This window comes from Undibacterium sp. Tian12W (genome assembly GCF_049339405.1).
GTDB lineage: Bacteria > Pseudomonadota > Gammaproteobacteria > Burkholderiales > Burkholderiaceae_D > Undibacterium.
Window position 1 is genome coordinate 1 of record NZ_JBMPPK010000039.1, and the last position, 26,323, is coordinate 26,323.

Annotated in this window: 27 protein-coding genes; 15 read left to right on the forward strand and 12 right to left on the reverse strand. The window is 50.6% G+C overall.

Features of this window, described 5'->3' with window-relative positions; genetic code table 11:
* Positions 1-74: 74 nt before the first annotated feature.
* The 7 genes from ACO0LI_RS29435 to ACO0LI_RS29465 form a co-directional block, all read right to left on the reverse strand.
* A complete protein-coding gene (locus ACO0LI_RS29435; protein WP_423037363.1) occupies positions 75-1,028 on the reverse strand; it encodes an SMI1/KNR4 family protein in 954 nt (317 codons plus the stop codon).
* A 199-nt stretch (positions 1,029-1,227) separates the two neighbouring features.
* Positions 1,228-2,178 carry a diguanylate cyclase gene (locus ACO0LI_RS29440; RefSeq protein ID WP_423037365.1) on the reverse strand — a complete coding sequence of 317 codons (951 nt, stop codon included), beginning with the start codon at positions 2,176-2,178 and terminating at the stop codon, positions 1,228-1,230.
* 123 nt (positions 2,179-2,301) lie between these two features.
* On the reverse strand, positions 2,302-6,456 hold the full coding sequence (locus tag ACO0LI_RS29445; protein ID WP_423037407.1) for a response regulator: 4,155 nt from the start codon (positions 6,454-6,456) through the stop codon (positions 2,302-2,304).
* 108 nt (positions 6,457-6,564) lie between these two features.
* The gene (locus ACO0LI_RS29450; RefSeq protein WP_423037367.1) at positions 6,565-6,858 is read right to left on the reverse strand and encodes a helix-turn-helix transcriptional regulator; all 294 of its coding nucleotides are present in this window, start codon (positions 6,856-6,858) and stop codon (positions 6,565-6,567) included.
* Entirely contained in the window at positions 6,859-8,169 is a 1,311-nt protein-coding gene (locus ACO0LI_RS29455) for a type II toxin-antitoxin system HipA family toxin (protein WP_423037369.1), read from the reverse strand.
* A gap of 80 nt (positions 8,170-8,249) precedes the next feature.
* On the reverse strand, positions 8,250-8,687 hold the full coding sequence (gene arr / locus ACO0LI_RS29460; RefSeq protein ID WP_423037409.1) for an NAD(+)--rifampin ADP-ribosyltransferase: 438 nt from the start codon (positions 8,685-8,687) through the stop codon (positions 8,250-8,252).
* 387 nt (positions 8,688-9,074) lie between these two features.
* On the reverse strand, positions 9,075-10,049 hold the full coding sequence (locus ACO0LI_RS29465; protein ID WP_422952819.1) for a DUF535 family protein: 975 nt from the start codon (positions 10,047-10,049) through the stop codon (positions 9,075-9,077).
* A 487-nt stretch (positions 10,050-10,536) separates the two neighbouring features.
* Between ACO0LI_RS29465 and ACO0LI_RS29470 the strand changes: the two genes are divergently transcribed.
* The 4 genes from ACO0LI_RS29470 to ACO0LI_RS29485 all read left to right on the forward strand — a co-directional run bounded on the left by ACO0LI_RS29470 (position 10,537) and on the right by ACO0LI_RS29485 (position 13,930).
* Complete coding sequence (locus ACO0LI_RS29470) at positions 10,537-10,752, forward strand: hypothetical protein (protein WP_423037371.1); 216 nt, start codon at positions 10,537-10,539, stop codon at positions 10,750-10,752.
* 43 nt (positions 10,753-10,795) lie between these two features.
* On the forward strand, positions 10,796-11,239 hold the full coding sequence (locus ACO0LI_RS29475; RefSeq protein ID WP_423037373.1) for a hypothetical protein: 444 nt from the start codon (positions 10,796-10,798) through the stop codon (positions 11,237-11,239).
* A gap of 292 nt (positions 11,240-11,531) precedes the next feature.
* A complete protein-coding gene (locus tag ACO0LI_RS29480; protein WP_423037375.1) occupies positions 11,532-13,166 on the forward strand; it encodes a SulP family inorganic anion transporter in 1,635 nt (544 codons plus the stop codon).
* 104 nt (positions 13,167-13,270) lie between these two features.
* Positions 13,271-13,930 (forward strand): hypothetical protein, encoded by a 660-nt coding sequence (locus tag ACO0LI_RS29485; protein WP_423037377.1) that lies wholly within the window; start codon positions 13,271-13,273, stop codon positions 13,928-13,930.
* Between the two features lie 346 nt (positions 13,931-14,276).
* Here the strand turns inward: ACO0LI_RS29485 and ACO0LI_RS29490 are convergent, their stop codons facing one another.
* Both ACO0LI_RS29490 and ACO0LI_RS29495 read right to left on the reverse strand, forming a co-directional pair.
* Positions 14,277-14,702, reverse strand: coding sequence for a hypothetical protein (locus tag ACO0LI_RS29490; RefSeq protein WP_422952825.1), 426 nt, complete (start codon positions 14,700-14,702; stop codon positions 14,277-14,279).
* On the reverse strand, positions 14,699-15,145 hold the full coding sequence (locus tag ACO0LI_RS29495) for a CC0125/CC1285 family lipoprotein (RefSeq protein WP_423037379.1): 447 nt from the start codon (positions 15,143-15,145) through the stop codon (positions 14,699-14,701). Before ACO0LI_RS29495 ends, ACO0LI_RS29490 begins: the two co-directional genes overlap by 4 nt.
* Before the next feature lie 1,026 nt (positions 15,146-16,171).
* Here ACO0LI_RS29495 and ACO0LI_RS29500 point away from each other — a divergent pair.
* The 9 genes from ACO0LI_RS29500 to ACO0LI_RS29540 all read left to right on the forward strand — a co-directional run bounded on the left by ACO0LI_RS29500 (position 16,172) and on the right by ACO0LI_RS29540 (position 22,288).
* A complete protein-coding gene (locus tag ACO0LI_RS29500; protein ID WP_423037381.1) occupies positions 16,172-17,338 on the forward strand; it encodes an energy transducer TonB in 1,167 nt (388 codons plus the stop codon).
* A 77-nt stretch (positions 17,339-17,415) separates the two neighbouring features.
* Entirely contained in the window at positions 17,416-18,219 is an 804-nt protein-coding gene (locus ACO0LI_RS29505; RefSeq protein ID WP_423037383.1) for a hypothetical protein, read from the forward strand.
* Between the two features lie 25 nt (positions 18,220-18,244).
* Positions 18,245-18,727 (forward strand): hypothetical protein, encoded by a 483-nt coding sequence (locus tag ACO0LI_RS29510; RefSeq protein ID WP_423037385.1) that lies wholly within the window; start codon positions 18,245-18,247, stop codon positions 18,725-18,727.
* An 86-nt stretch (positions 18,728-18,813) separates the two neighbouring features.
* A complete protein-coding gene (locus tag ACO0LI_RS29515; protein WP_423037387.1) occupies positions 18,814-19,404 on the forward strand; it encodes a hypothetical protein in 591 nt (196 codons plus the stop codon).
* A gap of 112 nt (positions 19,405-19,516) precedes the next feature.
* Positions 19,517-20,044 (forward strand): hypothetical protein, encoded by a 528-nt coding sequence (locus ACO0LI_RS29520; protein WP_423037389.1) that lies wholly within the window; start codon positions 19,517-19,519, stop codon positions 20,042-20,044.
* Positions 20,045-20,437: 393 nt separating this feature from the next.
* Positions 20,438-20,755, forward strand: coding sequence for a hypothetical protein (locus ACO0LI_RS29525; protein WP_423037391.1), 318 nt, complete (start codon positions 20,438-20,440; stop codon positions 20,753-20,755).
* A gap of 59 nt (positions 20,756-20,814) precedes the next feature.
* Positions 20,815-21,153: a hypothetical protein gene (locus tag ACO0LI_RS29530; protein WP_423037393.1), complete on the forward strand. Its 339-nt coding sequence runs from the start codon at positions 20,815-20,817 to the stop codon at positions 21,151-21,153.
* 169 nt (positions 21,154-21,322) lie between these two features.
* Positions 21,323-21,712 (forward strand): immunity 22 family protein, encoded by a 390-nt coding sequence (locus ACO0LI_RS29535; RefSeq protein ID WP_423037395.1) that lies wholly within the window; start codon positions 21,323-21,325, stop codon positions 21,710-21,712.
* Between the two features lie 141 nt (positions 21,713-21,853).
* On the forward strand, positions 21,854-22,288 hold the full coding sequence (locus ACO0LI_RS29540) for a hypothetical protein (RefSeq protein WP_423037397.1): 435 nt from the start codon (positions 21,854-21,856) through the stop codon (positions 22,286-22,288).
* Positions 22,289-22,651: 363 nt separating this feature from the next.
* Here the strand turns inward: ACO0LI_RS29540 and ACO0LI_RS29545 are convergent, their stop codons facing one another.
* Complete coding sequence (locus tag ACO0LI_RS29545; protein ID WP_423037399.1) at positions 22,652-23,155, reverse strand: hypothetical protein; 504 nt, start codon at positions 23,153-23,155, stop codon at positions 22,652-22,654.
* 373 nt (positions 23,156-23,528) lie between these two features.
* Positions 23,529-24,113 carry a TetR/AcrR family transcriptional regulator gene (locus ACO0LI_RS29550; protein WP_423037401.1) on the reverse strand — a complete coding sequence of 195 codons (585 nt, stop codon included), beginning with the start codon at positions 24,111-24,113 and terminating at the stop codon, positions 23,529-23,531.
* 278 nt (positions 24,114-24,391) lie between these two features.
* Here ACO0LI_RS29550 and ACO0LI_RS29555 point away from each other — a divergent pair, with 278 nt between their 5' ends.
* On the forward strand, positions 24,392-24,583 hold the full coding sequence (locus ACO0LI_RS29555; protein WP_422952837.1) for a hypothetical protein: 192 nt from the start codon (positions 24,392-24,394) through the stop codon (positions 24,581-24,583).
* A 191-nt stretch (positions 24,584-24,774) separates the two neighbouring features.
* Positions 24,775-25,164, forward strand: coding sequence for a hypothetical protein (locus ACO0LI_RS29560; protein WP_423037403.1), 390 nt, complete (start codon positions 24,775-24,777; stop codon positions 25,162-25,164).
* Between the two features lie 170 nt (positions 25,165-25,334).
* On the opposite strand, the gene ACO0LI_RS29565 is transcribed toward ACO0LI_RS29560, so the two are convergent.
* The gene (locus ACO0LI_RS29565; RefSeq protein ID WP_423037405.1) at positions 25,335-26,045 is read right to left on the reverse strand and encodes a hypothetical protein; all 711 of its coding nucleotides are present in this window, start codon (positions 26,043-26,045) and stop codon (positions 25,335-25,337) included.
* Positions 26,046-26,323: the final 278 nt, after the last annotated feature.

Here is a 26,323-nt window from a genome sequence, read left to right on the forward strand (position 1 = left end):
TGGCATAGCGTTCAAAGCCACCTTCGGCAAATGTTGTCTGTCTCATGGTATTTATGATTCAATGGAAAATAAGCTTATATTACCGTTTCTGAATCATTGCTCGGGGACTTAATCAGAGATTCCTTAAGTAAGTCATACAACGCTGGCCTCGCTATTTCTGACTTCAATCCACCAAGGGCGAGACAGATGTGCACGATCTTTTCTGCATCTGCATCGCGAAGTTGATCTACCAGGATAGGAATCCCGCGTTCGTCAGGTACTTCAAATAGATAGCCTGTCACCGAATTGAAATTGTCTCCTTGGGTAGTTGTCAGGGATTTTTCCAGCACCACCCAATTGCGTTCCATGGTTTTCAGTTCACTTGCAAAGGCATACTGGCGAAATACCTTGTCTTCTGCAATCGGGTCTCTATCCATAAGATCAAATTCGCGCTTATATGCTCCAGTTTCGTAAGAACCTAGTATTACTTGTAGCAGATGACCTGGGCCACGGTACATGGCTTGCGGCGTGCCGTCTTCAATGAAATAAGAGAACAGAGGCGTGTGGTCCTGATCCTTGCAATCCAGGGCTACGTACATTTTCCCGTTAAACTGCAAAATCGGCAAAAAGTGTGCAGGCCAGCCTTCGCCCTCTTTCAAGCCGTTCTCTTTGTTAAAACGTTTGAAGAATTTGTATTCCTCTACGACCTTGTCTAAAGCTTGAAATTCATATGTCGGTGTGAAATCCACGATGCCATTGTGCCAGCGATACATTGCTCTCAAAATCGGGGGTAGCTTGCAAGGCAGTTGCTGTTCCAAAGTATCAATTTCCTGATCATCAAGTGGCGGCATGACCTGGATTTTGTTTTTGGAAAATTGAATATCAAGCCTGGAAAAAATATTGGGTAAGTCTGCATCCGCATCCGGTAACTTTACATCGACTCTTGGTTTGATATCAGGTGGATCAAAATTGATATCGATATTTTTTTCGCAGCCAAGCAGCAGGAATAGTGTTGCGATGCTTGAGACAACGATACGTAAGAATTGCATGGCTTAAAAATTGTAAGTGTTGGCTTGGCATGACATTACCAGGCGCATTGCCTTATGGGCAGATCGTACACGGGAAAAATATTTTTACGGACGGTGAAGATAACATACGGCGCATTGCAATGCGCCCTACATCATTTGGAAAAGGCGTTTTCATACTTGTTGGATGCTCTGTTTGTTTGCCGCACCCCACAAACCCAGTCTAAGCCCCCACCCGGTTACGCCCGGCCTGTTTGGCTTCATACAATTTCTGGTCAGCCTTGGCGATGAGTTCGGCGACGCTGAGCTGGTTGCCGGGGACGGTGGCGGCCACGCCTATGCTGAGGGTGACGATGTCGCTGTCGCTGACTTTGGTCGAGCTGTGCGGGATGGCTTGATCGGTGATGGCGCGCAATACGGACGTGGCTTTGCTGATGGCGCTCTGCAGTTCGCATTCAGGCATGAGGCAGATGAATTCTTCGCCGCCGTAGCGGGCGACGATGTCGTGTGGGCGGCGGAATCCGGCTTGCAGGCAGGCTGCCACGGCTTGCAGGCAGGCGTCACCTTGCTGGTGGCCATAGGTGTCGTTGTATTGCTTGAAGCAGTCTATGTCTATCATCAGCACGGCCAGGGATTTGCCGTTACGCTGGCAATGCCGCCATTCTTTATCGATGGCCTGGTCAAAATTGCGGCGGTTGGCGAGGCCTGTCAGCGGGTCGGTGAACACCAGTTTTTTGAGCAGGTCGCGCTGCAGCTTGAGGGTGACATGGGTATGCACACGGGCGCGCACGACGTCAGGGTTGACGGGTTTGCTGATGAAATCCATGCCACCGGCCATGAGGGCGCGTGATTCTTCGTTGGCATCATTCTGGGCAGTGACAAACAGCACGGGGATGTCGGCAGTGAGTTCTTCCTGCTTGAGCTGGGCGCAGACTTCGAGGCCGTCCATGCCGGGCATGATGACGTCGAGCAGGATCAGGTCGGGCGGGGTTTTCCTGCAAAAATCGAGGGCGCTCTGGCCGCTGGTGGCCATGAAGACTTCATGGTCGCTGGCAAAAATCTGGTGCAATGCCTGGATATTGATGACCTGGTCATCGACGATGAGTATGCGTGGCCGGTACGCTGCAAATTCGAGATTGTCCGTCAGGCTGGCCAGAGTTTTTGTGATAGGCATGGCTCTACATGGTGCTGGTGTTTATTTCTGTTTTATTACTGTTTCTGTTACCGTTACAGTGTCATGCTGCCAGCATAACATTTGTGCTGGCGAACGCAAACCGATTTTGCTGTATTGCAAAATTTACACGGTAATCTCATCCAGCAGGTTCAGGGCAGTGGCAAAGTCCAGGTTCAGCATGGCATCTTGCATGGCCTGGCAGCGCTCGCTAGGCAGGTGCTGTTGCAGGCTGGCCTGCATTTCATGATAGCGGGTGCTGGCGCGCATGTTTTGGGCTTGCAGCAGGTTTTTTAATTCCTGCAGTTCGGCAGGCTTGATCGGGCTGGCGGTCGCCTCAGGTGCTGCCTTGTCGGCCATCTGTTCATTGAGCCAGGTCTGTACGCTGGAAATTGTCAGGCTCAGTTGTTGGTCGGCATTGTTGATCAGGCCAGGCACGCGCTGCTGGTCTTGCTGGGCAATGGCATGTTCCAGCGCCAGCGCGGCGGTAGCAAAGTCCTTGGCACCCAGGGTGCCTATGCTACCGCGCATGGTGTGCAGGGTACGTACGGCGAGCTGCACCTCGTCTTGCCGCCACTGGCTGACAGCCTGGTCAAAATCTTGCCTGGCATGGTTGATCATGTTTTGTATGACGCCCGACAGGGTCTTGATCAGTGCTGGATTACCCTTGGCCAGGGCCATGATCTTGGCCGGGTCAAAAACACCGCTGGCGGCTGGTGGCGGTGTCATCCCTGAGGCGGGCAGTGCTTGCCGTTGCGCTTGTGTCTCTGCTTCTGTGTTTGTCGTGGCTGGCGCTGTACTGGCAGGCGGCCTGTGCGACGGCGCAGATGCAAAGGCTGCAGCAGGTGTAGAAGTTGCAGAAAGCGGGGTTGGGGATGCTGATTTACCTGCGGCTGGCTGTTCTGCCGACAGGTAACGCGCCAGCACGCTCAGCATCTGGTCTATATCTATGGGTTTGGAGATGACGTCATTCATGCCAGCGGCCAGGCAATGTTCGCGCTCTGCCGTCATGACACCGGCGGTCATGGCCAGGATGGGGATGGGCAGGGCCAGTTCCTTGCGCAGGATTTCGGTGGCTGTCCAGCCATCCATGATGGGCATTTGCACGTCCATGAGGACGAGGTCAAACTGCTCTTCTGCGATCTTGAAGATTTCTACCGCTTCACTGCCATTATTGGCAACCTTGATGCGGGCCCCGGTTTGTTCGAGTATCTTGGTGGCGACGATCTGGTTGAAATAATTGTCTTCCACCAGCAGTATGTGTTTGCCGCTGAAGCTGCCTGTGCCTGTCCTGGCGGGTGTGCTGCTATTGTTCATGGTTTGTTCATTATGCGGGTTTGCTGCAGCCAGTGTAGCAGACAGCGCCGGGGCACCATGGTGCAGGTGCAGGCTGGTCTCTTGCAGCACATCATACAGGCTGGAGCCGGTCACTGGCTTGAGCAGCACGGCATCGGGCGCGCCTGGTTTGCCTTCCATCTGCAGGGCGCTACGGTCATAGGCGCTGCTCATCAAAATCAGGGGGATACGCTGGCTGGCCTGCATATCCTTGATGGCGGCCAGGGTACTCAATCCATCCTGGCCCGGCATGTGCCAGTCTATCAGGATGGCGCAGTATTCATCTTCTGCCGCAGGTTGGTCGGCCAAGTGTTCGCGCACTTTTTGCAGGGCTTGCTCGCCGGTGCTGGCAGTGTCGGCATGCCAGCCCCAGGCTTCTATGGTCTTGGCGATATAGCTGCGGCTGGTGGCATTGTCATCAACGACCAGGATTTTCCTGGCCTGGTTGCTGCCCGAGGCAGTGCTGGCGCTCTCTTCACTGTTGTCTTCGAGCGCCGGGGCCGTTTGCATGGGCACGCTGACGATGAATTCTGTGCCTGAACCTTCCTGGCTATTGACGCGGATATCGCCACCCATCAGATCGACAAAGCGCTTAGAGATTGCCAGGCCCAGTCCAGTGCCGCCAAAGCGGCGCGAGGTCGAGGCATCGGCCTGCTCAAAGGCATTGAACAGGCGGCTGATCTGCTCTGCCGACATGCCTATGCCAGTGTCACGGATGATGAACTGTATCAGCAAATTGTCTGTATCCTGCTCACTGCCCGGCACCGGCTCAGCCTGTTGCACCAGCAGAGAGACTTCACCATTGGCGGTAAACTTGATGGCATTGCCGATGATGTTGATGAGCACCTGTTGCAGGCGTAGCGCATCACCAATCAGTTCCTTGGGCACGTCAGTGTCTATGCCCATCGATAATTCCAGCTGCTTTTCACCGACATTGACTGACATCATATTGGCCAGTGCACTCAGCACATCCTTGAGATAAAAGCGGGTAGGCGACAATTCTATGCGGCCTGCTTCTATTTTGGAGATATCGAGAATGTCATTCAGTATGCCCAGCAGCGACTGGCCGGACGAACGTATCATCTCCAGGTAATGGCGTTGGGTAGAACTCAGGTCTGTCTTGCCCAGCAGATAACTCATGCCCAGCACCGCATTCATCGGCGTGCGGATTTCATGGCTCATATTGGCGAGGAATTCTGACTTTGTGCGGCTGGCCATCTCGGCCTGGTCGCGCGCGCTGATCATCGAGGTTTCCAGTTGTTTCTGGCGGCTGATGTCAGTGGCAATACCCAAAAAGCCGATGTTTTGACGGTGTTCATCATAGATGCTGTTGATCACCAGGTTGACCGGGATATGCTGGCCCTGCTTGCTGACATAGATCCATTGCTGGCTTTGCGCCAGACCACGTCTGGCCTTGGCGACAAATACTTCAAAGCCCTCTAGCGGGTATCCCAGCTCGGCACTCAGCTCTGCACTGCGGGTGACGACTTCTTCCGGCAAGTGATAGATGGCAGGCGTTTTCTGATCGACCAGCTCTTGCGCCTGGTAACCCAGCATGCGTTCTGCTCCCTTGCTGAACAGGGTGATGGTGCCGTGCATGTCGGTAGCGATGATGGCAAATTCGCTGGCCGCTTCAATCACGCTGGCGAGCTTGGCCTGGGCCCGGTTTTCTTGTAACTGCGCCTGCTTGAGTAGCGTGATATCGGTGGCAAAGGCATAGAAACCCTGTACCTGGCTGGCCACGACATGCGGCGTGTAATAAGCCAGGGCATAACGCAAATGGCCCTCGGCATCAACGATGGAGCGCTCGAATATCCTGGGTTCACCCTGTAGCGCGGCCTGCATATGGGGTGAGTTTTGTTCATATATTTCTGGCCCGACCACATCGCGCATATGCATGCCGCGTATCTGCTCAGGCGTCAGACCAAACCATTTATGGTAGGCGGCATTGGCAAAATGATTGTGCAGTTCCTGGTCCCAGTAACCTATCATCGCCGGCATATGGTCGATGGTGGATTGCAGCGACTGCTTGCTCTTTTGCAGTTCTTCAGAAAACCGTTGCCGCTCGGCTTCCTTGAGCTGGTTTTCATTGCGCGCAGCCGCCATCAGCATCGGTGGTACCGAGGTAATCAGGATGGGCAGATAGACAAATAATAACTGCCAGCGCGCCACGCCACCGAGGGGCAGTACATGACCCAGGCTCAGCATCAGGCCAAGGCAGGTGATGGCCAGCACCGTCAGCAGATGCGATTCATCAAAATTGAGCCTGTGGGTAGCAAAGGTCAGCGCCACCAGAATGTACAGAAAGGGCAGCGGCAGATACAGCAGCGTGACCACCACCAGCACCAGGATAGGCAGGGCATAACGGGCAAAGCGTTCCCAGTTGATGCGGCTGGCCCAGGCGGGTGCCGCTTCCAGCCGCATCCTGCGCACCAGCGGGTAAATCAGAATCAGGCCCAGCGAGGCCGACACATACCAGCCTGTGAAGATCAGTTCAAATTCACCCAGGCCCACCCAGGCTGCCAGCGCTGCCGCCAGCGTGGCACTGCAGGCGCAGGGCAATGAAAAGCCCAGCAAGATCAGCTTCAGCATGTCGCTGCTTGAATGCTCAAAACCCTGGGCCAGCCCCGCATGCCGTATGGTATAGCTGACCAGCACGACCTCTACCGCGTTGGCAAGGGTGAACAGGGTAGCTACTGCCAGATTATTGCCCGTCAGCAGATTGGCAGCCAGGCTGGCCACCATGGTCAGCACCAGTATCTGCAATTGCCGGGTGCGCCCCTGACCGTGCATATAAGCCACTGCCAGTGCATTGGCAAACCACAGGATCGACACCTGGTTCTCGCCCCGCGTGAGCCACATGCCCGCCACCGCCAGCACAAAGAACCACAGGCAGGCCGGGAGCAATACCCTGGCGGCAGACATGGGATGCTGCTGGGCTGTCATCAAGCATGTTCTCCGGTTGTGGGCAGCGTAAAGCGGGCTGGGATTGGTCTGACTAAGTTTACCCGATTTTCTTGTGATAATTACAGCATAACAATGCAAGAATGTGGTTTATTGGTGCAGCAGCGGTTTTCGTACTGCGCCCACGCTCATCCCTATGGGACGCAGCAGCTTGTCTGCCGTACTCAGGCTGGGGCTGGATACTTCACGCTCTATGTCTTGCAAAGTCCGGGCCGACACCCCACAAAGCCGCGCATATTCAGCAATGGTCAGGCGCAGGCTCACACGTATTTTTTTGATGACAGCCGGAACCGGCATGGCCGGTTCTGCCGCCAGCTCTGCCGCCAATGTGCGCCGCGCCTGTAATTCTTCTGCTGGAGACAGTGGTTTGAAACGCTTGTCCATTTACAGCTTCTCCAGTTGCTTGCGGATATTCATGATGCTTTGCTCCAGCGGTGTCAGGAATTCTTCTTCTATGCCCAGAGCCCTTGCATCGTCAAGCAGGCTAGCCATTGGCTTTGCCATCATTCGTATGCCATCGGTTACTACAGCCTGATCGAGTGCCGCCGCTGTACATGCTTGCCGGATAACACTGGCCCAGTCTGGCGAACCTCCGTCATCTGCTTGCCAGCGTATCCTTCTGGCAATGCCATCAGGATGCAATCGCATCGGTGCAAAATCAAACAAGGGCGTCAGAGCGATGCTGCCGTCCTGTTTGCGCTGTATCGCAGTGTTGCGAGCATGATTGTCTTTGTTGCCAAGGGCAATGTTGGCGATATCGCGTTTGATGTATTCGATGATATCGCGCGTTGGGTCAGTCACGACGTTTGCCAGGCGCTGGCAAATTTCATTATGTGAAGGAAGATTGCCCAAGCCGCTGATGCCACATAAGGAAGCTATGCTTTCCTGCGCGTGCCGGAACACCTGTGTGTCCTTCACTTCGCGGTCAAAACGAGGGATGAACAGAGCACGCCCGCGCAAGCTGAGGTCGGCGTGCACGTGCAACCCAAGTTTTTTGGCTAGTTGCATGTACGGAGCTTCCAGGCGCAGGATGTTGGCCAGGTCACGGTTCGCACCACGGCCAAATTTAACGATAAAATGTTCCGCTGCCTGTTCATCGGGCAAAGTGTGATCCAGATAAAACAGACCATCGGGTGCCCGCGTCAACAAGATCTTTGGCCATTCACCTTGTATGCCTGATGAGCCCGCCAGAAACAAACCATGCTGCGCCAGGTATTCGTTGAAATCCTCAGCCCTTGCTGCTACTTCATCTGCAGTGAAGCCGCGCTGTTTGCCCTCACTATTGCCACTGCGGGCTATAACCCATTCGTGCGCTTCTTTTACCCTGATGTTGCCAATGGTATTGCCTGCACCAGCAAGCAACAAAGGCCAGTCTGCAGCGCCCGCATCAAATGCCAACTGGTCCGCCATCTTGAGTTGCCGCAATAATTCAAAACGACCATATCCCTGAGGTAATAAATCAATGAGAAAAGCTGGCCAAGCCTCGCTGCTGCGACCAAACAGTTCAACAGGTATATTTACCGTGAGCGCCGCCGCATCTGCTCTTTCCCAATACTTGAGCGTATAGTCGGGCGAGTAAATTAGATAAGTGGCAGCCGCTTTTCCCAGTCCTTGCTCACCCGTCAGCTCAAGTACAGCCGCATCACGCCAGGCAGCGTCAATGAAAATTTGAAGGGTGCAAGTTTTTGTGAGCATATGCACAGTATAGTATCACTATCATAGGTGCACAAGTGCACTATTATGATAGTTTGGTGTGTTATTGCGAAGTATTATGATCAATCATCAATCGCCTCTATCCCCTGCAGCCGCAGTTGCTCTATATGATCTTTCATGGTCTGGAGAACTTCTGGCGGGTGCCCTTGCCAGTCCATGACTTCGCCAACGACTTTCAATGCTTCGCGGCTGCGGTATGATTTTGTCGGATTGCCAGGGAATTTTTTGTCCGTCAGATTTGGATCCTCGAAAATCTCGCCCATTGCTTCCACAATATAAATCCGGCCCGGCCCCTCACCAACTGCCAGCTCGGCACCCCAGGTGGCTGCATCCAGGGTCGCGCTCAGATACACATAAGTCGCCATTTTGCGCTTGCCATAGTTCGAACGGTAACCCGGCTCGATGAGATCGCCCACCTGCAGGTCAGCCCTGGTGCCGTGGTAAAGGGTCTGCGCACGCAGATCGACTGTTTCGCTGCCAGTGAGGCCATAATTTGCCATTGACGTATTGTTCATCAATATCTCCAATTTTGTTGGGGGTATGTTTGTGTGATGCAGGCAGGGCAGAACACCTGATCATGGCTAGTGTAACCAAATTTGATTGGCGCGAACCATCTTCCCCGAACTTGGCCGTGATGTCGGGCGCAATACATTGCGCCGCATGTGTACGCCGCACACGGCAAAGGTGATTTGCTTTGGGAGGTGAAGATTGCATGCGGCGCATTGCAATGCGTCCTACGTCACGGCAACTACATTCGTAGGAGCGGCTTTAGCCGCGAACAAATGTGCCATAACGGCCAATCGCGGGCGGAGCCGCTTCTGTGAAAGATGAGTGTGGGCTTGAAAAAGCAAGATGTACTTGCCTTGTATAAGCCAAACAAACAAGGCTCAGGCCACCACCAGGCTACGCCTGATCCCTTCGCGCATGCTCGTGGTCAGGCCATCGCGCGCGCGGTATTCGCTGCGCTTGTTGGATGGGCGTTCTGACAGCGGTACATCCTCGCTCGCCAGTGGCAGCAGGTAATTGCCATTGGCTTGTGCGCAGGCACCGGCGGCTTGCCACAGGCTGTCGTATTCTGCCTTGATGGTTTTGCTGAAACGGTAGCGCCAGGACTGGTAAATATGGTTTTTCTTGGCGATGCATTCTATGCCCGCACAGTGCAACTCACGTGCCAGGCTGCGCAAGGCTTCAATCAGCAACAGGCGCGGCTGTATGCCAAACAGGCTCTTGGTGCAGGCGCGCATGGTCTCACGTGCATTCTGCTTGCATGACTGCAGGCCGCCGACTCTTATGATCAACTGGTGGTCCTTGCGGTCAAAAGAAAAACTCAGGCATTGCAGCAACTGGCTGCCCTGGAACAGGCCCAGGCTCAAGCCACCTTCACGCTTGAAGGCGCAACTGCGGAACAGGCTGATGCGATAGATTTCCTGGTTCTTGCCTTGCAGCGTGGCCAGGGTAAAGTCATTGCCCGTCAACATGTCCTGGGCGCGGTGCCGGCCAAACAATTGGGCAGATAAATGAAAATGATTGCGCAACAAACGCAGGCGCGACACGCAGCAAATCTGGCGGTCAAAGAAAGGGCGGTGTATCGCGTCCAGCAAGGCGATATCGCCAGGCGTGGCCTTTTGCAAATAGGTCTGGTGCAAGAAATGGAACCAGCGCAAGCTCACCTGCGGGCGCAAGCTGCTGCGCAACAGGAACAGGAATTTGCTCTTGAAGCTGCTGTTGTCATCTGCCAGGCGCACATGCAGTGCCCAGCGCAGGCTGTCCATCAAACTGCCGGACTCATGTAACTTCTTTGTATCAATGGGCTCCAGTACCCTGCCTGCAGTCCATAGTTCACGCCAGTTCAATATATTCACAATCGCACCATTTGTTTCATACTGCAGGTTAATGTAACCCAATGTATCAGATATGGGAATATATTAGCAAACTTAATTTTGTCGTCTATTTGTCATCATTTTGTCTGGAGTTGACAGAAAATGACAATTTCGTATAATTTCCATGGAGAAATTGTGTTGTCTTTGGAAAAGAAAAAAGCCGAAGTTAGCCGATTTTCAGGCAAGATATTTTGTTATGTAACGTTATGTTGCAATTCGCATTGATTTTTGTGTGATCTATACACACAGTTTGTGCATGCCAGAACGGCGAGAGCCTGTTGTTAGCGACTGAAAACGATTGTAAAAGCCAGATGCCATACCGCCATGCGCCTATAGCCTTTGTATTGCTCAGACTTATTGCCGATAGGAAATATAAATTGCGAAGTACAAAATACTTTTTGCTAATACGAAGTAAAATATGAAACGCAGGCACGCAGCACAATCCAGCTTTTAGTAGGGCGCGATTGACATGAGCAAACCTCCCACAGGCAATATGGCGATCATCAGGACGATGATCGTGGGGATATGCATTGTCATCATTCTCGCCTGCGTGCTGTACAGCATCTTCCTGCTGCCTTATTCAGGCAAGATCACTGACATCATTGTCGGCATCGTGCTTGGCCTTGCCGTGCTGGCTTTGAAGCTGGTCGGGATAGCGCGGGAGGATGCTGAGCGTAGTCAGTAGCTTTGGCTGTGCATGCCATCAATTGAAATTAAAGAATCCTGCAATGCAGATACCCAAAAGCAAAGATACGCTACTCGCCATCTGGTCCCTGACGATCGTGATGTGGCTGCCACCAGTCTGGCAATATTTTTTTCAGACAGATTTCTTTTTCAAAAATATGCGCGGGCTGCAAAATTTTGCAGTTTCTGCGCCCATTTTATTGATCATACTGGCCTATGCTATTTTGCTTACGCTACCAAAGACCAGAACCTGGGGCATGGTCCTCAGTGCAGGCGGCTCACTTTTTACCATGGGCTTGCTTATGCAATACTATGAGATGTTCCAGCATACTGGCGGTGTAATCGTGATGGTGATAGGGCTCGCCTTGTTGAACACCTACAGGCAGACCATAGACCAGAAAGCCTATGAGCTCGCAGCCGACAAGGCCATGGATATAGATGATGCCACTGGGCCAGCCCCTGGCAGGGCGCAAAAACGCCGGGCTTGAGTCATGCAATGATGAGAAGGGTTTGTCGCCCATGCGTATGGCACATTACGCATGGCAAGTTGTGCATCTTATATCCTGCTGCGTGACTTTGAGTTGCGTCATGATGCATCTCTTTGATCTCTTTGATCTCTTGAAAGAAGCTGCTTCAGTCCGACATTTCCCTCATCCATATTCACACCGCTTATACTGACTGCACATTGCTGATTGCGAATTGGTTAAAATAAGAGATAAATCATTTATCCAATATGCGCTCGCCAAAAAAAACGCACTCACCCCAACACATTCAAACAACATGAACAAAACCTGGGCCTGGTCTGACATCATCGCCGGTTTATCGCTGGCTGGCCTGCTGCTGCCAGAAGCCGTTGCCTATTCCAGCATCGCCAACCTGCCGCCACAGGCGGGCATCGTTGCCGTGTTTGCCGGTTTGCTTTGTTATGGGTTGATAGGCAGCAGCCGTTTTGCCATTGTCGCGGCCACTTCTTCATCGGCGGCGGTCCTGGCCTCGGCCTCGGCGTCGGCGGCCATGGCCAATGGTGATACGGGTTTGCGCATGCTGGTGGCTATGGGCATCGTCATCATGACAGGTGTATTTTTCATGCTGGCGGGCGTGGCCAGGCTGGGCAGTATTTCTGATTTCATCGCACGACCTGTGCTGCGTGGTTTTGCCTTTGGCCTGTCTGCCGTCATCATCATCAAGCAGTTTGCCCATGTCGTGGGTGCGCATGTGCATTACACCGACATGCCGCGCTTTATGTATAGCTTGCTGAGTCAACTGCAAAGCTGGAACTGGCTGTCGCTGGCCGTGAGTGTCGTGGCGCTACTGCTTTTGTTTGCGCTGGCCCGCGTTCCCTCTCTGCCAGGTGGCCTGATCGTGATTGTGCTGGGCATACTGGCCGGGCAATGGCTGGGTCTTTCGCAGCATGGAGTAGAGCTGGTGGGGCAGATAGATTTGCACTTGCAAGTGCCCAGTCTGCCTGACATCACTTATGTACAGTGGTTGCGCATCGGTGAGTTGAGTATCGCCATGCTGATGATACTGTATGCTGAATCGTATAGCTCCATCCGCAATTTTGCGATACGCCATGGCGATATCATCGCCCCCAACCGAGACTTGCTGGCGCTGGGTGCGGCCAATCTGCTGTCCGGCCTGTTCCAGGGCATGCCGGTGGGTGCAGGTTTTTCTGCCACTGCTGCCAATGAGAGCAATGGCGCGCGCAGCAAAGTCGCAGGCTGGTCAGCAGCGGCGGCCTTGTTCATCATCGTGCTGACGCTGTTGCCCGTAATCGCCTTGACACCATCGCCCGTGCTGGCAGCCATTGTCATCCATGCCGTCAGCCATTCGCTGCGGCCATCCATGTTTTATCCGTATTTCAGCCTGCACCGCGACAGGTTTGTGGCACTGGCTGCCGTGGTCGCCGTACTCATGCTGGGCGTGCTGGATGGTTTGCTGGTCGCCATTGGCATCAGTTTGCTGATGTTATTGCGCAGGCTGGCAGAATCCAGTGTGTCTGTGCTCGGTCGTTTGAATGGCGGCCATGATTTTGTCAACCTTGTCAATTATCCCGAGGCCAAGGTGATCCCCGGCGTGCTGATCTTGCGGCCAGAGACCGGCCTGTTCTTTGCCAATGCTGAACGCGCTCTGACGCAAGCAAGGCAATACATCGCCGCCAATGATGCCAAAGTCGTCGTCATCAGTCTCGAAGAATCACCTGACCTCGACAGCACCAGCATAGAAGCCATCACCGACTTTTGCGCCGCCTTGCATCTGCAGAAAAAACACCTGATGTTCGCCCGCCTCAAATCCAGCGCCCGCGTCGTGCTGGAGAGAGCCGCAATACCGCATCTGCATACAGGTAGTTTCAGTGAACTCAGCGTCGATGATGTGGTCACCATGGCGCGGGAAGTGTATGTGGAAAAAGATTGAAGAGATGCCAATCGACTAAATTGCTGTCGCAAGGTGGAACGAGCAAGTTTGAATTTTTACATCATAATCACGTATATCAACTAAATCCGGCAACGTGTGACCTTATGCAACTCCCATCTGATCTTCTCACCTATTTCGATGAAATTCAATCTGGCGACTTCAAGAATCATACTGAGGCCGGGGTGCACTTATTAAATCGAGATGAGGTAGCTGCCATTACTGACCTTATGGAGTATCACCCCTTAGTTGGCGGCCTGCAAGGTATCGTGCTTGACGACCCCAATACAAGTAATCATCATGTTTATCTGAGGCAGCAACCGTTTTCGGGCTACATACTCTATCTTGCGCATGACGATGATACGCGTATCGTATTTCAGTCACTGAATGATTTTCTGCGGTCAGTTAAGCTGGCAATAGTGCAAGAGGATAATCTATGCGATCTGCATCCCCAGTGCTCGCCTTTAGTAACGGATCAAAGTGCACTCTGTGCCTTGATTGAAAAAGACCTTGCGCTGAATCTGGAAAATGAGCTGACATTTGCCAGTATTCCATCTCTGGATTTGAATAATCTGCCTTTATTGCAAAAACTGGCAAACTCAGATGATTTCTTTTTAGGTGAAGCCGTAGCCAGGGAAATCTGCAAACGACCAAATGAAAGCCTCAGGGCCATAGCCGAGCTATGCAGCAGGCATCCCCATCCTCAGGTGGCAAATGCGGGGCGCCATGCATTGGCTTCGATCCAGCGGGTAGCATTTGCCAAATGAATGGCGAGGCTAGCAAGGTAGGGCGCATTGTAATGCGCCGCATGCAAGCATCACTCCCGGCAAAATGATTTTCTCTCAGAGGGTAGCAAGCCCAGGCATACCTATAAAGCGTCAACTCAGAGCACGGTAAATAGCAAGGCTTGCAGAAATTGGTATTCTCATGCGGCGGATTACAATCCGCCCTACGTCACGGCAATTGCTACCGGTAAGTGCGGTTTAAGCCGACAACTGCCCGGCAGGGTGCGCTATCAGGCAAATTTAACGCACCACTTGATTGCATTACCGGACAATTTCTACCTGCACTTGACGGCTGTAGATACGCTCTTTCTTGTGACGCAGTCACCGCCTATTTCGCACGACACTCTCTCGATGGCTGCAAACTTGATTCCCACGCCAGGCCAGTAGGTCCTTTGTTCGTCACCTGATAAATGAGGGACGAGCAGTGTTCGGATTCAACCTGAAAATCCAGAAAATATTCACGGTTTTCTTGCGGGACAAAACTGGAGCTGGCCGTGCACGACGTTGATACGCCCCCATACACATAATTATAAAAACCACCCCGCACAGTAATACGCTTGCCCGCTTCGACCAGGGCTATATTATTGGCATCTGTTCTCAGATTAAACAGCTTGCCTTCAGCGCATACTGTCTTGAATTGCGATGTGGATAAATTCAGGCGGGCCGTTGGCGCACCTGTTTTCATGGAATAGTCTGTCGCGCAGCCAGAAATTGCTGTCATCAGGCCTAGCAGGATGATTGCTGTCGTTTTCATTTCCCGCCCTCCGGTTTGACATGTATTGCAAGACTGCTCATCACTGCACTGGCTGACAAATAGCCTGGCTTGTCCTCCTGCGACAGCAGAATATAGGCATAGTCCGTTGGCTTTCTGCCTACCGTCGAGGCTGCTTTGCTGCTGCTCTTTTTATCCATCACGGCGTCAGGCAGATTCTGGTAAAACGCAAAATAAGGTTTGCCTTCACGCTGGGCAATTTCAGCACAGCGGTACAAGAGATAGACGCTGACTGTGTCTGTTTTAATAATGCTGTTGCCAGCAAAAATCACCTTGATCAACTCCCCCGGGCCCTTGCTTTCGTAATAGCCACCGGTCCATCCGGTAATGGGATTTCTTGCGTCCCCATAAGGTGTGGCACAGCCACTTAATGTGGCCGATAACAAGACTGACATCGAGATCAGTCCAAAGAATTTATTTTGCAAATGTACACCTGTTGAAAAATGAGAGATGAGCAGGGCTTGCACAGCAATTCAGCGCCATCAGAAACTTCATCCGGCCAGATTTGTTGGCGACAGTTTCCATCATCTGGAGGCGGCCTGACTACTGTCAACGAAGCAAGGCAGCATAAAGCGCCCTCTATCCCCGAATCACCATCAATAAAAAAAGCCTGCCATTTTAACAAAGGATGCCGCGCAGGTGCTGCAAAATATCGGCCCTGCCTCGGTAACTGTCCAGCATCTACGTACTCGCTGCCTGAACGCAGCCGTGACGTAGGGCGCATTGTAATGCGCCGTATGCAAGCCTCACTCGCGGAAAAATGATTTTCCCTGAGAGCACAGAAACCCCGGTGCATACCTATAGCGCCTCAACTCAAAGTGCGGCAAATATCAAGGTCGGAAGAAATTAACGTCCTCATGCGGCACATTGCAACGCGCCCTACGTCACGGAAATTGCGAATAAAGAGAGCATGCATCCACAGCAGATGGTGCATGTCGCACTGGTCTTTGCCAGTACATGCGCTGCATTAAATTCTGTGGCGTCACAGCGCATTGCAAGCTGTTTGATTCATTTTTAAAATGGTAAAATGATAAGCAGGCGCGATTGCCAGCATTAATGAATAAAGGCTCCCATGCTGCGAAACAAAACCAGATTAATTCTGCTCACTGTCTGGTGCCTGACCATATTCGTCTGGCTGCCACCGGTCTGGTTCTATTTTTTTCAGACTGATTACTTCCTGGGGAATTTTCGTGGGTTGCAAAATTTCAAGTTGTCAGCCCCTTTCCTACTGATCATTTTTTGCTGGGCTATGCTTCTCTCAATACCCAAAACCAGGACGCGAAAAAACATCATCGGTGCAGGTAGTTCTCTCATGAGCCTGGGCTTTTTGCTCATTTATTATGAGATTTTTCACCATACAGGCGGTTTCGTCATCCTGTTTTCGGGGATGATCTTGTTAAGCATGGTAAGGGGAGAGTATGAACCTGATGATAGAAAATAAGAATCCCGCGATGATGGCCCCCCAAAAAAAACAAGCCCTTTTTATAGTCTGGGCTTTGACACTGCTGGTCTGGTTGCCACCTACCAGGCATTATTTTTTCCAGACAGCTTACTTTTTCTCCGGCGTTTATGGGATGCGGGACTTTGGTGACTCAGTGCATTACCTGCTGCTCATCCTTGCCTGGTCTGTCGTTTTATCGATACCCAAGTTCAGGACTGAGAAAAACATTATTGGTGCCGCGAGTTCGTTTCTGACACTGAGCTTGCTGTTGCAAACTTATGCCAGTTTGTCCATGACCGGCAGCCTTATTTTGCTGCTAGCCGGGTTTGCGCTATTGTTTAGCGTGACAGGCGCTGAAGTTAAACAGCAGAATAACATAACGGCCAAACCTGATCAGGTGACCAGCAAAGCTCCTTTGCAGAAAGGATACAGCACCTTGCCTGCCTGGATAAGTGTCATCTTGCTCGCCATGCCCTGGCTTTGGAAACTCTTGAGTGGGCAGGATTTTTTTCTTCGCAGCATGCGTAGTCTGCAAGATATCGTTGTGGCAGGCCCCTTGCTAGGCATCATGGGCTACTGGGCAGTGGTGTTGTCCATCTCTGCAAAACGCACATTCAACACCAGTTCTGGTGCGGCAGCTTCCTTGCTTGCGATGGCGGTGTTTTTTCAGGCTGACCCAGAGTTTTTTGGTGTGAGTTTGCTATTTTTGCCATTCTGGCAGGTATTGATGAATGCTGAGTCGATTCAAAAGAACAATAAATTAAGAGCCGCCTTTTTCTCCCGCAAAGTCAAAAAAATCTATGTCACCCCCACGACCATTGATAGCGAGCTGGCCAGTTACTACCAGGCTGTGAGCCAGAAAATCGACAGCTATATCATCAGTAACTTCCCATCCGGACAAGACAAAAAACTCCAGGGTCAGGCCTATGTCTCGATTCCCATCAAGGAAGATGGCACCATCTATGTAAAAGGAGAGGGCATCAAACTTGAAACATCATCAGGCAACCATGAGCTCGACCTTGCTGCCCTCAGCATCGCCCGCCGTAGTGGCCCTTTTCCTGGTTTTTCCAAATGCAAATCCACAGGCCGTGCGACTGAGGTGCGCGTGATATTTTATAGACTGGGGTTTGAAGATAAACTGCTGCCACAAGCAGCTCAGCTAGCAAACTGCGCTTAGCGCTTATGCCAAAAATCAAGCATGAATTTTCAAGCTCATTCGCTCCACAATGTGGCGCTGGAAAATAAGATACCCTGATGCAGATATCAAAGCACAAACAAGTCCTGCTCATCTCATGGCTGCTGACATTGTCTGTCTGGCTACCACCTGCCTGGTTCTATTTTTTTCAGACTGATTATTTTATGTATGACTTTCGTGGATTGCAGAATTTCTTGCATTCTTCTATCTATCTGCTGACCATACTTGGCTGGAGCGTTTTTCTCAGCATACCAAAATACAGGACAGAAAAAGTCATCATCGGTGCCGGGGCTTCATTCTTGACCATAGGTTTTCTGCTCAATACTTTTGCCATGTTTAAACAGACACCTGGCTTTCTCATCATGTTTGCTGGCTTATTGCTATTGCAGACTTTAAGAGGCGAGACGTTTAAGCAGTCTGGCAGTGCCGGGGATGAGCCTGGGTTAAAGGTGATCTTCGATAAAAACTATGGCCTGATTTATTCCCTGGTGTCGATCGCTTTCCTTGGTATGCCGTGGCTATGGGGGAGCTTGGATGCACCTGATTTTCTCATCCGCAATGTGCGTGGGCTCATTGACTTTGCGGTCGCTGGCCCATTGCTCATTATCATGACAGGATGGGCGCTGTGGTTGTCCTTCCCGTCAAACCGCACAGTCAACGCCAATTGTGCAGCGGCCTCTACCATGCTAGTCATTGCCCTGTTTTTGTTTTGGTTTTTCTCGCATGTCGGTTCAGCAGGATTTACGTCTATGGCCATGTTCTGGATGGGAAATGCCTACAGAGCAAAGACGTTTGATCTTTCCAGCTCTGAAAAAACGCATAGTGAGCAGGCTGGAGGGGCGCACCGGCGACCTGACTTATAATGTTAGACCGACTTTGAAAGAGACCATGCAACTCCACAAAATTCTTTTGTTACCCCTGTTCCTGCTCCCCCTGGCCAGCCAAGCACAAACAGAAGCCCCCAAAGAACTCGTGCTCAATCAAGAGCAGCTTGCCAAATACGGCCAGACCTATAAAACCACAGAGGTCAGACATTTGCGCCAGTTTCTCAATACCTATGCAGACCACCGCCAGGATGTCTCCCCCGCAGAAGAAAGAGCGGCCAGCGTTCTCGATGAATTAAAGATAGACAAGAAAATCCTCAAGGGTAAATTCCTGGTCTATCTGTTTTCCAATTTCCTCGGCGGTGGCAAGGGTGTCTCCATCGTTTCGCAAGATCATCCAGAAATCAAACTCGATTTCTGGGTTTATAAAATCGAAGACAACGAATGCGAAGTTCGTGATTTGCTTGTGCAAGCAGACAAGCGCGACATCGAGGCATTCAAGATCGTTTATCGCAATTATTTGCATCACAAGACTTTGTATATGTGATGGCGATGGAAGATGTCTCAGTGCACGTTGCGTTGCAACGCAACGTATAAGTGGTAACGCAAACAAATATCGCATGGAGCAAGGCTATGGGAGTTGATCTGCAAGTAGTCGTTGATATAGGCCTGAAAGAGCCATCCCATGCTTCGGTATTGACCGCCTTGCAATCGAGCTACGAAGACATGTGCGAACTGTGGCATGATCACTATGAAGTGCCCGTTAATGCTGGTTTCAAGGCCTTGAATCTGGAAAAATTCAAAGAGGTTTATACCGCCAACTGGACAATGCCAGAATTCATCCCAAAGAAAAACTTTGCCGGTGACGACATACCGCAAGCGTATTTTTGCTTGAATGGCCCCTACGGCTGGCGCGCAGAACTTTGTCAGGATGCCGTCGTCTTTAACGACAGCACCCGATGGGCTAGATTTTGCAATGATGATCAATGGAGGCAACTGATGATCGCAAGCATCAGCCTGTTTGCCAGTGCGCTATCTTCAAGCCGTGCCTGTTTTATTCCAGACAGCAGCTATTGTGGCTCGGAATGCGCTGATACTCTCTGGGAGAACGGCAATTTCAACGCTGTATATAACTGCCTGCAGAGCCAGGGACACAAGCTGCAAAAGCTGCAGCCTGCCATGGCATTTGGCCACATGGAATTTATTGCAGTGATGACCGGCTAAAATCCAGATACAGTTGCCAGCTCAAATGATATTACCCCTAGCTTGCAATGCGCTTTGGTGCAAAGCTGGCACGTATCTTGATTGAACCCGGCCCATTTTAGAAAGAGCAACCATGTTCTTCAATAAAAAGAAAGAATCACCCACAGGTTTGCTCAGCGAACCACGCGAACTGCATTACATATTTGCCCACCAGGGTGTGCGCCAGACATGTATAGATAACCCCTTGCAGTTTTTTTCCATCATCGCGTCGGAAGAACAAAGAAAATACCTGGCCTGGATGTGGGATACCTGCGCCAAATATGCCAAAAAACCACCCAAGGATCTGAGAGTAGATGATGTCGAGGTCACGACTTGCCGCATCCAGAATTACCCAGCCGCGATACTCAAAATGCCACAAGCCAGGGCAGTGGCAGAAGCACACTATGTCGCCGCTGTGCTCATGTTCAACAGCGAGAACGAACCACCGCCAGGAAATGTAGGCATACGTTACTTCACACTGGAGTGCGGCATCAATACGGACAGCTCACTCAGGACAGTTTTTTGTGAATGGACAGACGATAGACATCGCAATTTTGGTGATGGACCCAAGGCAGAGATAGAGGCATTCATGCAGGCGATTGCTGATTTGCTTCCTGCGTAAGCAGGGTAAAAGCCAGAGACATCGCGAAGGTAGATGTGTTTTCTCGCTGATTTTCGTGGAAATATTTTTTATCTGTTCACAAACATTATTTTCAGTAAATAAAAATGGCGGAAAATTTAGTAGAAATTAAAACCAGCTTAATACGCCGTCTGATGCATTTGGAGAGATACCAGGCTTTGTTTGAACTCATTGTAGGGGTATCAAAATTTAGAACTCATTTCATAGATAGGGATGAGTGCGAACAAGACGATTTGGGATGCAGTGCAAGGCGTGACCTGCAGCTAAGGCTCATGCCTTAGCAAAGGGTGCAACGCAGCAATGCGCCCAAATCGTCAGTTCCCGAAGGGTTTGCCTCGTAACGTGCACCAGATAACATAGAATTTATTTTTAATGATGCAAGCATTAACTGCCGTGTCCGCATTGCCATTCCGAGTTATGAGGCAAACGCACCTCATTCATATTTATGAAATGAGTTCTAATATCAGCTATCCTGGAGACGAGGAAATGACTGATCGAGAAGAATATCTATGGCATCAGGCTATCGCACATCTGGATTTTTTAATAAAGTTCGGAACAGATAAAACTCAAATTGAACAAGATGGGAAATTTTATTTTTCACATGTTGAAGATTTTGAACAATGGCTGGGTGATGGCGCTATTGGCGTTACTTTAGATGAGCTACAAAAATATCTGAAACATTATCCGATGTGAAGAAATTGACGTGTCGTTTAATTTAGCACCTACACGAGCTTTGGAAGTCATATTTGAATATGAATGTACTTATTGAATTCGAAGTCGATTCCGTTGAACTAAACCTGGACGAGCAGACATTGATGGTTGATGGAAAACTTTACCGCGGCCCGATCAAGACAGGTGATTCAATCAACGCGATTTATGTACTCACCTGGTCAGACTTTGATGGCAAACAGCCGAGTGCATCAAAGATCGTAAGTTTGCAAAAAGTTAGTTTGAGCATTTCAAGAATTTTCTCATTCCGAAGATATTTGAATGAATTGTCTCAAGGGCATACTGCTACCATTCAGATCAACGGTGAGATTGACGATTTAAAGAAAATTCAGGCGGGTATGTGTATAGGATTTGTCGATTAATGCTTGATTTTGATACGGGTTTACTACTCTCCTGCCGCTTGAGCACGTAGATAGATAAATAGCGCTCATGAAAATTTCTGAAGCATCATCCCTTGATGCTGGTATCGTATTATTACGATTTCACTTCCTTAATTTGGATTATGTCGTTCTTATCTACTGGAGCCAGTAAATGCACGTTCATCAATCACACATTTGGGTAGGGCAGTTTAGCGATGCTGCTCCTGCAAATTATTTTGTAGAAAACCGTGAGCGCGAGGTGGGGGTAGATCCCATGAACCGCTTCGCCATGGAGCAGGGAGAGCTCAGTTTTGACTATGACTTTACTGAAATAAGCTATCTGGATTGGAAAGACGCACAATCGCCAAGGCAATTCATCGACGGTCATTCTTACAGTGCATCGTATCTGGATGACGTCGTCAAATTATGCGGCGATGAGGGTATCGATAAAATCAATGTATTCGTTATCGCCAACGCAGACCAGTTCCACGCGCCCAGGACTGTCAGCGCCAGCGGCTATTTCTTGAAATACCTTGGCTGCTTTGAGTGCGTAGAGGACTAGCGGTCTGCAAATAACATGGACTGCTATTTGCGCGGGCATGGACTTGAAGTGTTTCGCAGCTCTCGGATTTGACGGATGGAAACTGCTGGACTACTATTACTCGCTCTGGGCTTTTGACCAATTAATACAAAGAGAAAATTGATGCTTCGTGGACTTACGTTCGTGGTCGGGCTTTATATGATGTCGGCATGCATGCTGATTATAGGAACTATCAATCTTTGCACTCAGGCGAAATGGTATTTTTGGGGACATCCAGCAATGATGGTCATACAAGACCCCTCAAAAAAACTGAGTGACCATCCTATCAGTGGCGTCTATGCCTCAGTGAAATACCTTGAAAAAAGCGGCGAAACCCTGGTGCCAAAAAAGCCTCTGAGCAAAGCGATGGCAGAAAGACTGGTAAATGGAGAGCAAATCCCTGTCATTTTTCAGAAGGACAATCTTGAATATGTCTTGTATTCAAGTGATGAACTGGAATCCCCCTGGATTTGGCTGACCGTTGGTGTGATTGTGGGTTTTGTTGCTGTCTACAGCAAGAAGCTGTATAGGAGAGAAACTAAAAGAGTGTTGACTTGAACTGCGATTTTGGGGCTGAATCGATTTCTATTAGCTTCAGCAAAGCGATCGGGTCAAGTCAACAAATGGCAGATGTTCATGGCTGCTTCTTGAGCTGGCAATTCGCGAATTGTATCCAGGCGCACTGCTCTGCAAGATAGATTTTGAGTGCAACGATGATCGATCTTGATAAATCCCTCATTACTATCGCATTGAGATAGGCAAACGGCGACCACGGGTTTGTCTGAGATCATTCATTATTTGCGCACGGTATGTCTATGATGTGTGTGCATCCATCCATCATGCCTGCACGTGCAGGGCTGCGCGCCTTGCTTGATGCGCAGCCCACCTGGCCTTCACTCACTATGCCACTGTGATAGTCCACTAATTGCCTGCTGCTTGTCGATGACGTAAACGAATAGCGCGCGCCTGCAGTGCAAAGCCCAGGAGTAAGCTGACTACCCAGACCAGCAGGGTCATGCGCACTATCGGTGACTCCGGCCCGCTGGCTAATGGATGTGCCACCGGCAGGCGGGTCAGGGTTTCAACCGTGCCCGGTATCATCGTCAGGAAGAAGCTAAACGAAAGCCCGAACGTGGCCAGGTAAGGCCTTAGCCGTCCGAGAAAAGACAAACGCGTCACTAGCAGGCTGCCAAAGGCTGCCAGGAGCGCCAGTATACCCAGCGCATGGCCAGGGTTGAAGCCGCCGCTGCTGGACAAGCCAAACGCCGTGAATACCGACACTGCCAGGCCGGCCAGATAAACCTGGCCAGAACGCCTGCCCGTATCAATTGCCCGGTAACGGATAAAACTATACAGGCCAGCTACGACTGGCAACAGGCTGATGGCTGTATGGGCAATGCCCAGAGGAGAAAGTGGATGTGGCATGATGATCTTATCTATTAGTAGGTAGGGTAGTTGCTTCAAAAAAACCGGAAATTAACAAAGGTATTTTCCGGTTGGCCTGACAGGTGGAATTGCCTGTTTAAGTTATTCAGGACTCACGCAAAATTGCCCTTGACGGTTTTTGCGTCGGCCATGTATGGAGAGCAATGAGCACAATGAGTGCAAGCTATACAATGCACCCCAAACCGTCATTCCCGCGTGCTTTTAGCGGGAATCCATCGTTGATCAACCCCGCAGGCAGTAAGACAGATGGGGCCGATCAGACATGGATACCCGCCTGCACGGGTATGACGAATTGGGAAGTAGGATAAGCTGCAAGCTCAGGGGTGGTTTTACGCAAGTCCTGTTATGTAAACTATTCAGTAGTCAATTGATGCATCATCGGCTCAACAATGCTGGCAAAAATCTCCGGGTCGCCATAGGCACGGGCAGACAGCATTGCCCCATGTACCGTCGCCATGAACCGTAGTGCCTCTGCTTCGGGGCTTGTTTTCAGGACAAAGGCCCCTTGCGCAGCGCCCCTGGTCAACACAGATGTGAGCCATGCCGACAAATCCAGGAAGTGACCACGAACTTCATCCGCGACCTCGGCAGGAATAGCCGGTAATTCTGCCGCCAGCATGGCGCACACGCAGAAGGGCGCGCTGCCATCGCGGATACAGGCTGCCCAATAGCCGGTATACGCCCTGAGCTGTGCCACCGGCTCAGTAATCTGCTGCCCCATCGCTGCCAGACCTGCCCGGGTTTCTTCGCGATACAGCACCAGCAGCTTGCGCACCAGTTCAGCTTTGCTGGCGAAGTGATGATGAATACTCGCCTTGCTGATATTCACAGAGGCAGAAATGTCAGCATAGCTAAAGCTGTTATAACCACCAACCGCCAGCAAGGTGCGCGCACAAGCAACGATCTCGGCAGCTTTGGGGGAGAGTTCTATGCTCATGCTTGTCTTTCTTTTAATTCAAATGATGGTACAAATGCTGGTTGCGTGTGCACTTCGCCGTGCCTTCCTGGCAAGGGCTTGTCCAATATGAGTAAAAATGAGTTCATGCGCGTATTGTACCTACTAGTAGGTTGATGTCAATGGTTTCTTTCTACTAGTTGGTTGAGTGTCGGGGCGTAACGTCTTGAAAACACAAATCCTGCTAAGCTGCAAACAACGCCCATGCCATTGTTGCATGAGCAAATGATGGATCGCATTCTGGGACCTGAAGGTAAAAGATGATAGAAAAAAATGCTGTAATGAGCGAACAAAACGTCTTAATAGATAATATGCCCGAAAGCATATCTAAATTAGTCATTGAGCCATGGGCGGAGGAAATTGGGGTTGAGCCAGGAGACAAAGTGCATGTAGCGGATTTGGCCCGATTGCAAATGCCAGGTTACAGCTTGAGTTCAAAAATAAATCATTAATCATCTATGCCTGGCAAGGCGCCACGATCACTGTCCGATTGAATGAGAAGACTCTACAAACCGCATCGAAAGTCATAGCGGCGATTTGATGGAGAAAATATAGTAAAGCCCGGATAATCACAACAAAGCAAAGAGAAGGGCAAGTCATTAAAGAGGCATGAACGGAAACTGAAATTATTTTTAAGGTCTGCATGCATAATATGCTCAGAGTTTTAAGCGAATTAAAAGCTGACCCTGCTCTGGAAAATACGAAGCGTATTGACCTGGCAATTGGTTTTGCTAAAGAGATCGAATTACTCTGGCCTTCACTTCCTGATCAGCTCTCAGAACGCAAGAAGGATATTGGAAGCGATGCCGACTCTACAAACTATGAGACGTACAAATTGCTGAAGAGTTTTGGCTTGACTCTTGAGGAACTCGTGCAGGTCGCAAAAAGCGAAGACTTGCCAGAATTAAGAATAGTAAGAATTGTCAGGCTGGTCTATGACATTGGACTGGATGAGGCGGGCAATTTATTGCGAAACCTGCTTGAATTGAAAATGCTAAAGGGAAGGGCCGTAGATACGGTTCGTGTAACGTAATCGTACGCATGGTGACCCGTAACAATTCATGCAGTCTGGCAGTTCCATGACACGGAATCAGGCCTCTATAATGCTCATTTTGGGATGCATAGAAGGTGAGCAAGTGAAGCTGGCGACTACTGCTTGCTATCGACATCGCATGCGTACGATTACATAAGCACTAATATTACCTACAAAGACCTGACATCCCACCGGGCAACGATATTGACCGGCCAGCGCTCGCTTGCGCGCTTCCCTTGCATCAACAGCTTATAGTCTTCATCAGCAATGAGGCAAGGCACGCGCTCAGTGTGGCGACCATAGCTCACTTCAACTTCGATTACCGGGCGTTCAAGATAAGCCTGTAAACGCATCGCATCTTCAGCGGGCAAGTAAGTCGTCAGCCTGCGTATATCGGCCAGCAGGCATAGCCTGCCATTGTCGGCACTGGATAAGTCATCCAGCAAATGGCTCATGTCCGTCATCGCCGTGACCAGCCTGGAATAAATAAAATCAGCAAATAAAAATGCCTCTATCGTATGCGCGTCTGAGTCATGCCAGATATAGACAACGACGCATTCACCTTCATGCGCTGTCAGGCAAAAAACATCACCTGCACCAGACTGTGCAAAAGGGAAGAAACTGCGGCCGTTCTGGCTTTGTGGGTGCAGCCAGCCATTGATGGTTTCTGCAATCGCTGCCGCATCCAGCCATTCAAGATCATAGCTGCTGGCCAGCGCGGGCGGTGCCTCCAACAAATAGCGTTCCCAGTTGGCTTGCCAGTCGGCCCTGTCTTTACCATAACTGGTCATGCCATCGCGATACAGTGCCTGCAAAATGGGCGGCAATTCTATGCGAGCTGCCTGGGCGAGTGTGGAGGCTTCTTCCAGTATATTTTTCATGGGTATACTCTTTGCTGTTTGATCGTCATATTTTCTCTATGATACTGAAAATTGACTTCATTGCACTAGCGTCGAGATGGATAAGCAGCGACTGTGGAGCTGGCTCGTAAACTTTCGTTGTTTACGGCATGACATGCGTACGATTACGTTACACTAATCGTACCTTGTATTATGACGCCTTCGGTAGTTATTCGTTAATATAGCTACCAACAAGTTCTTGGTAGGCATATCAAGATCGAGTGACTGGATGCCGGATCGTACCTTAGGTTTGAAACCTG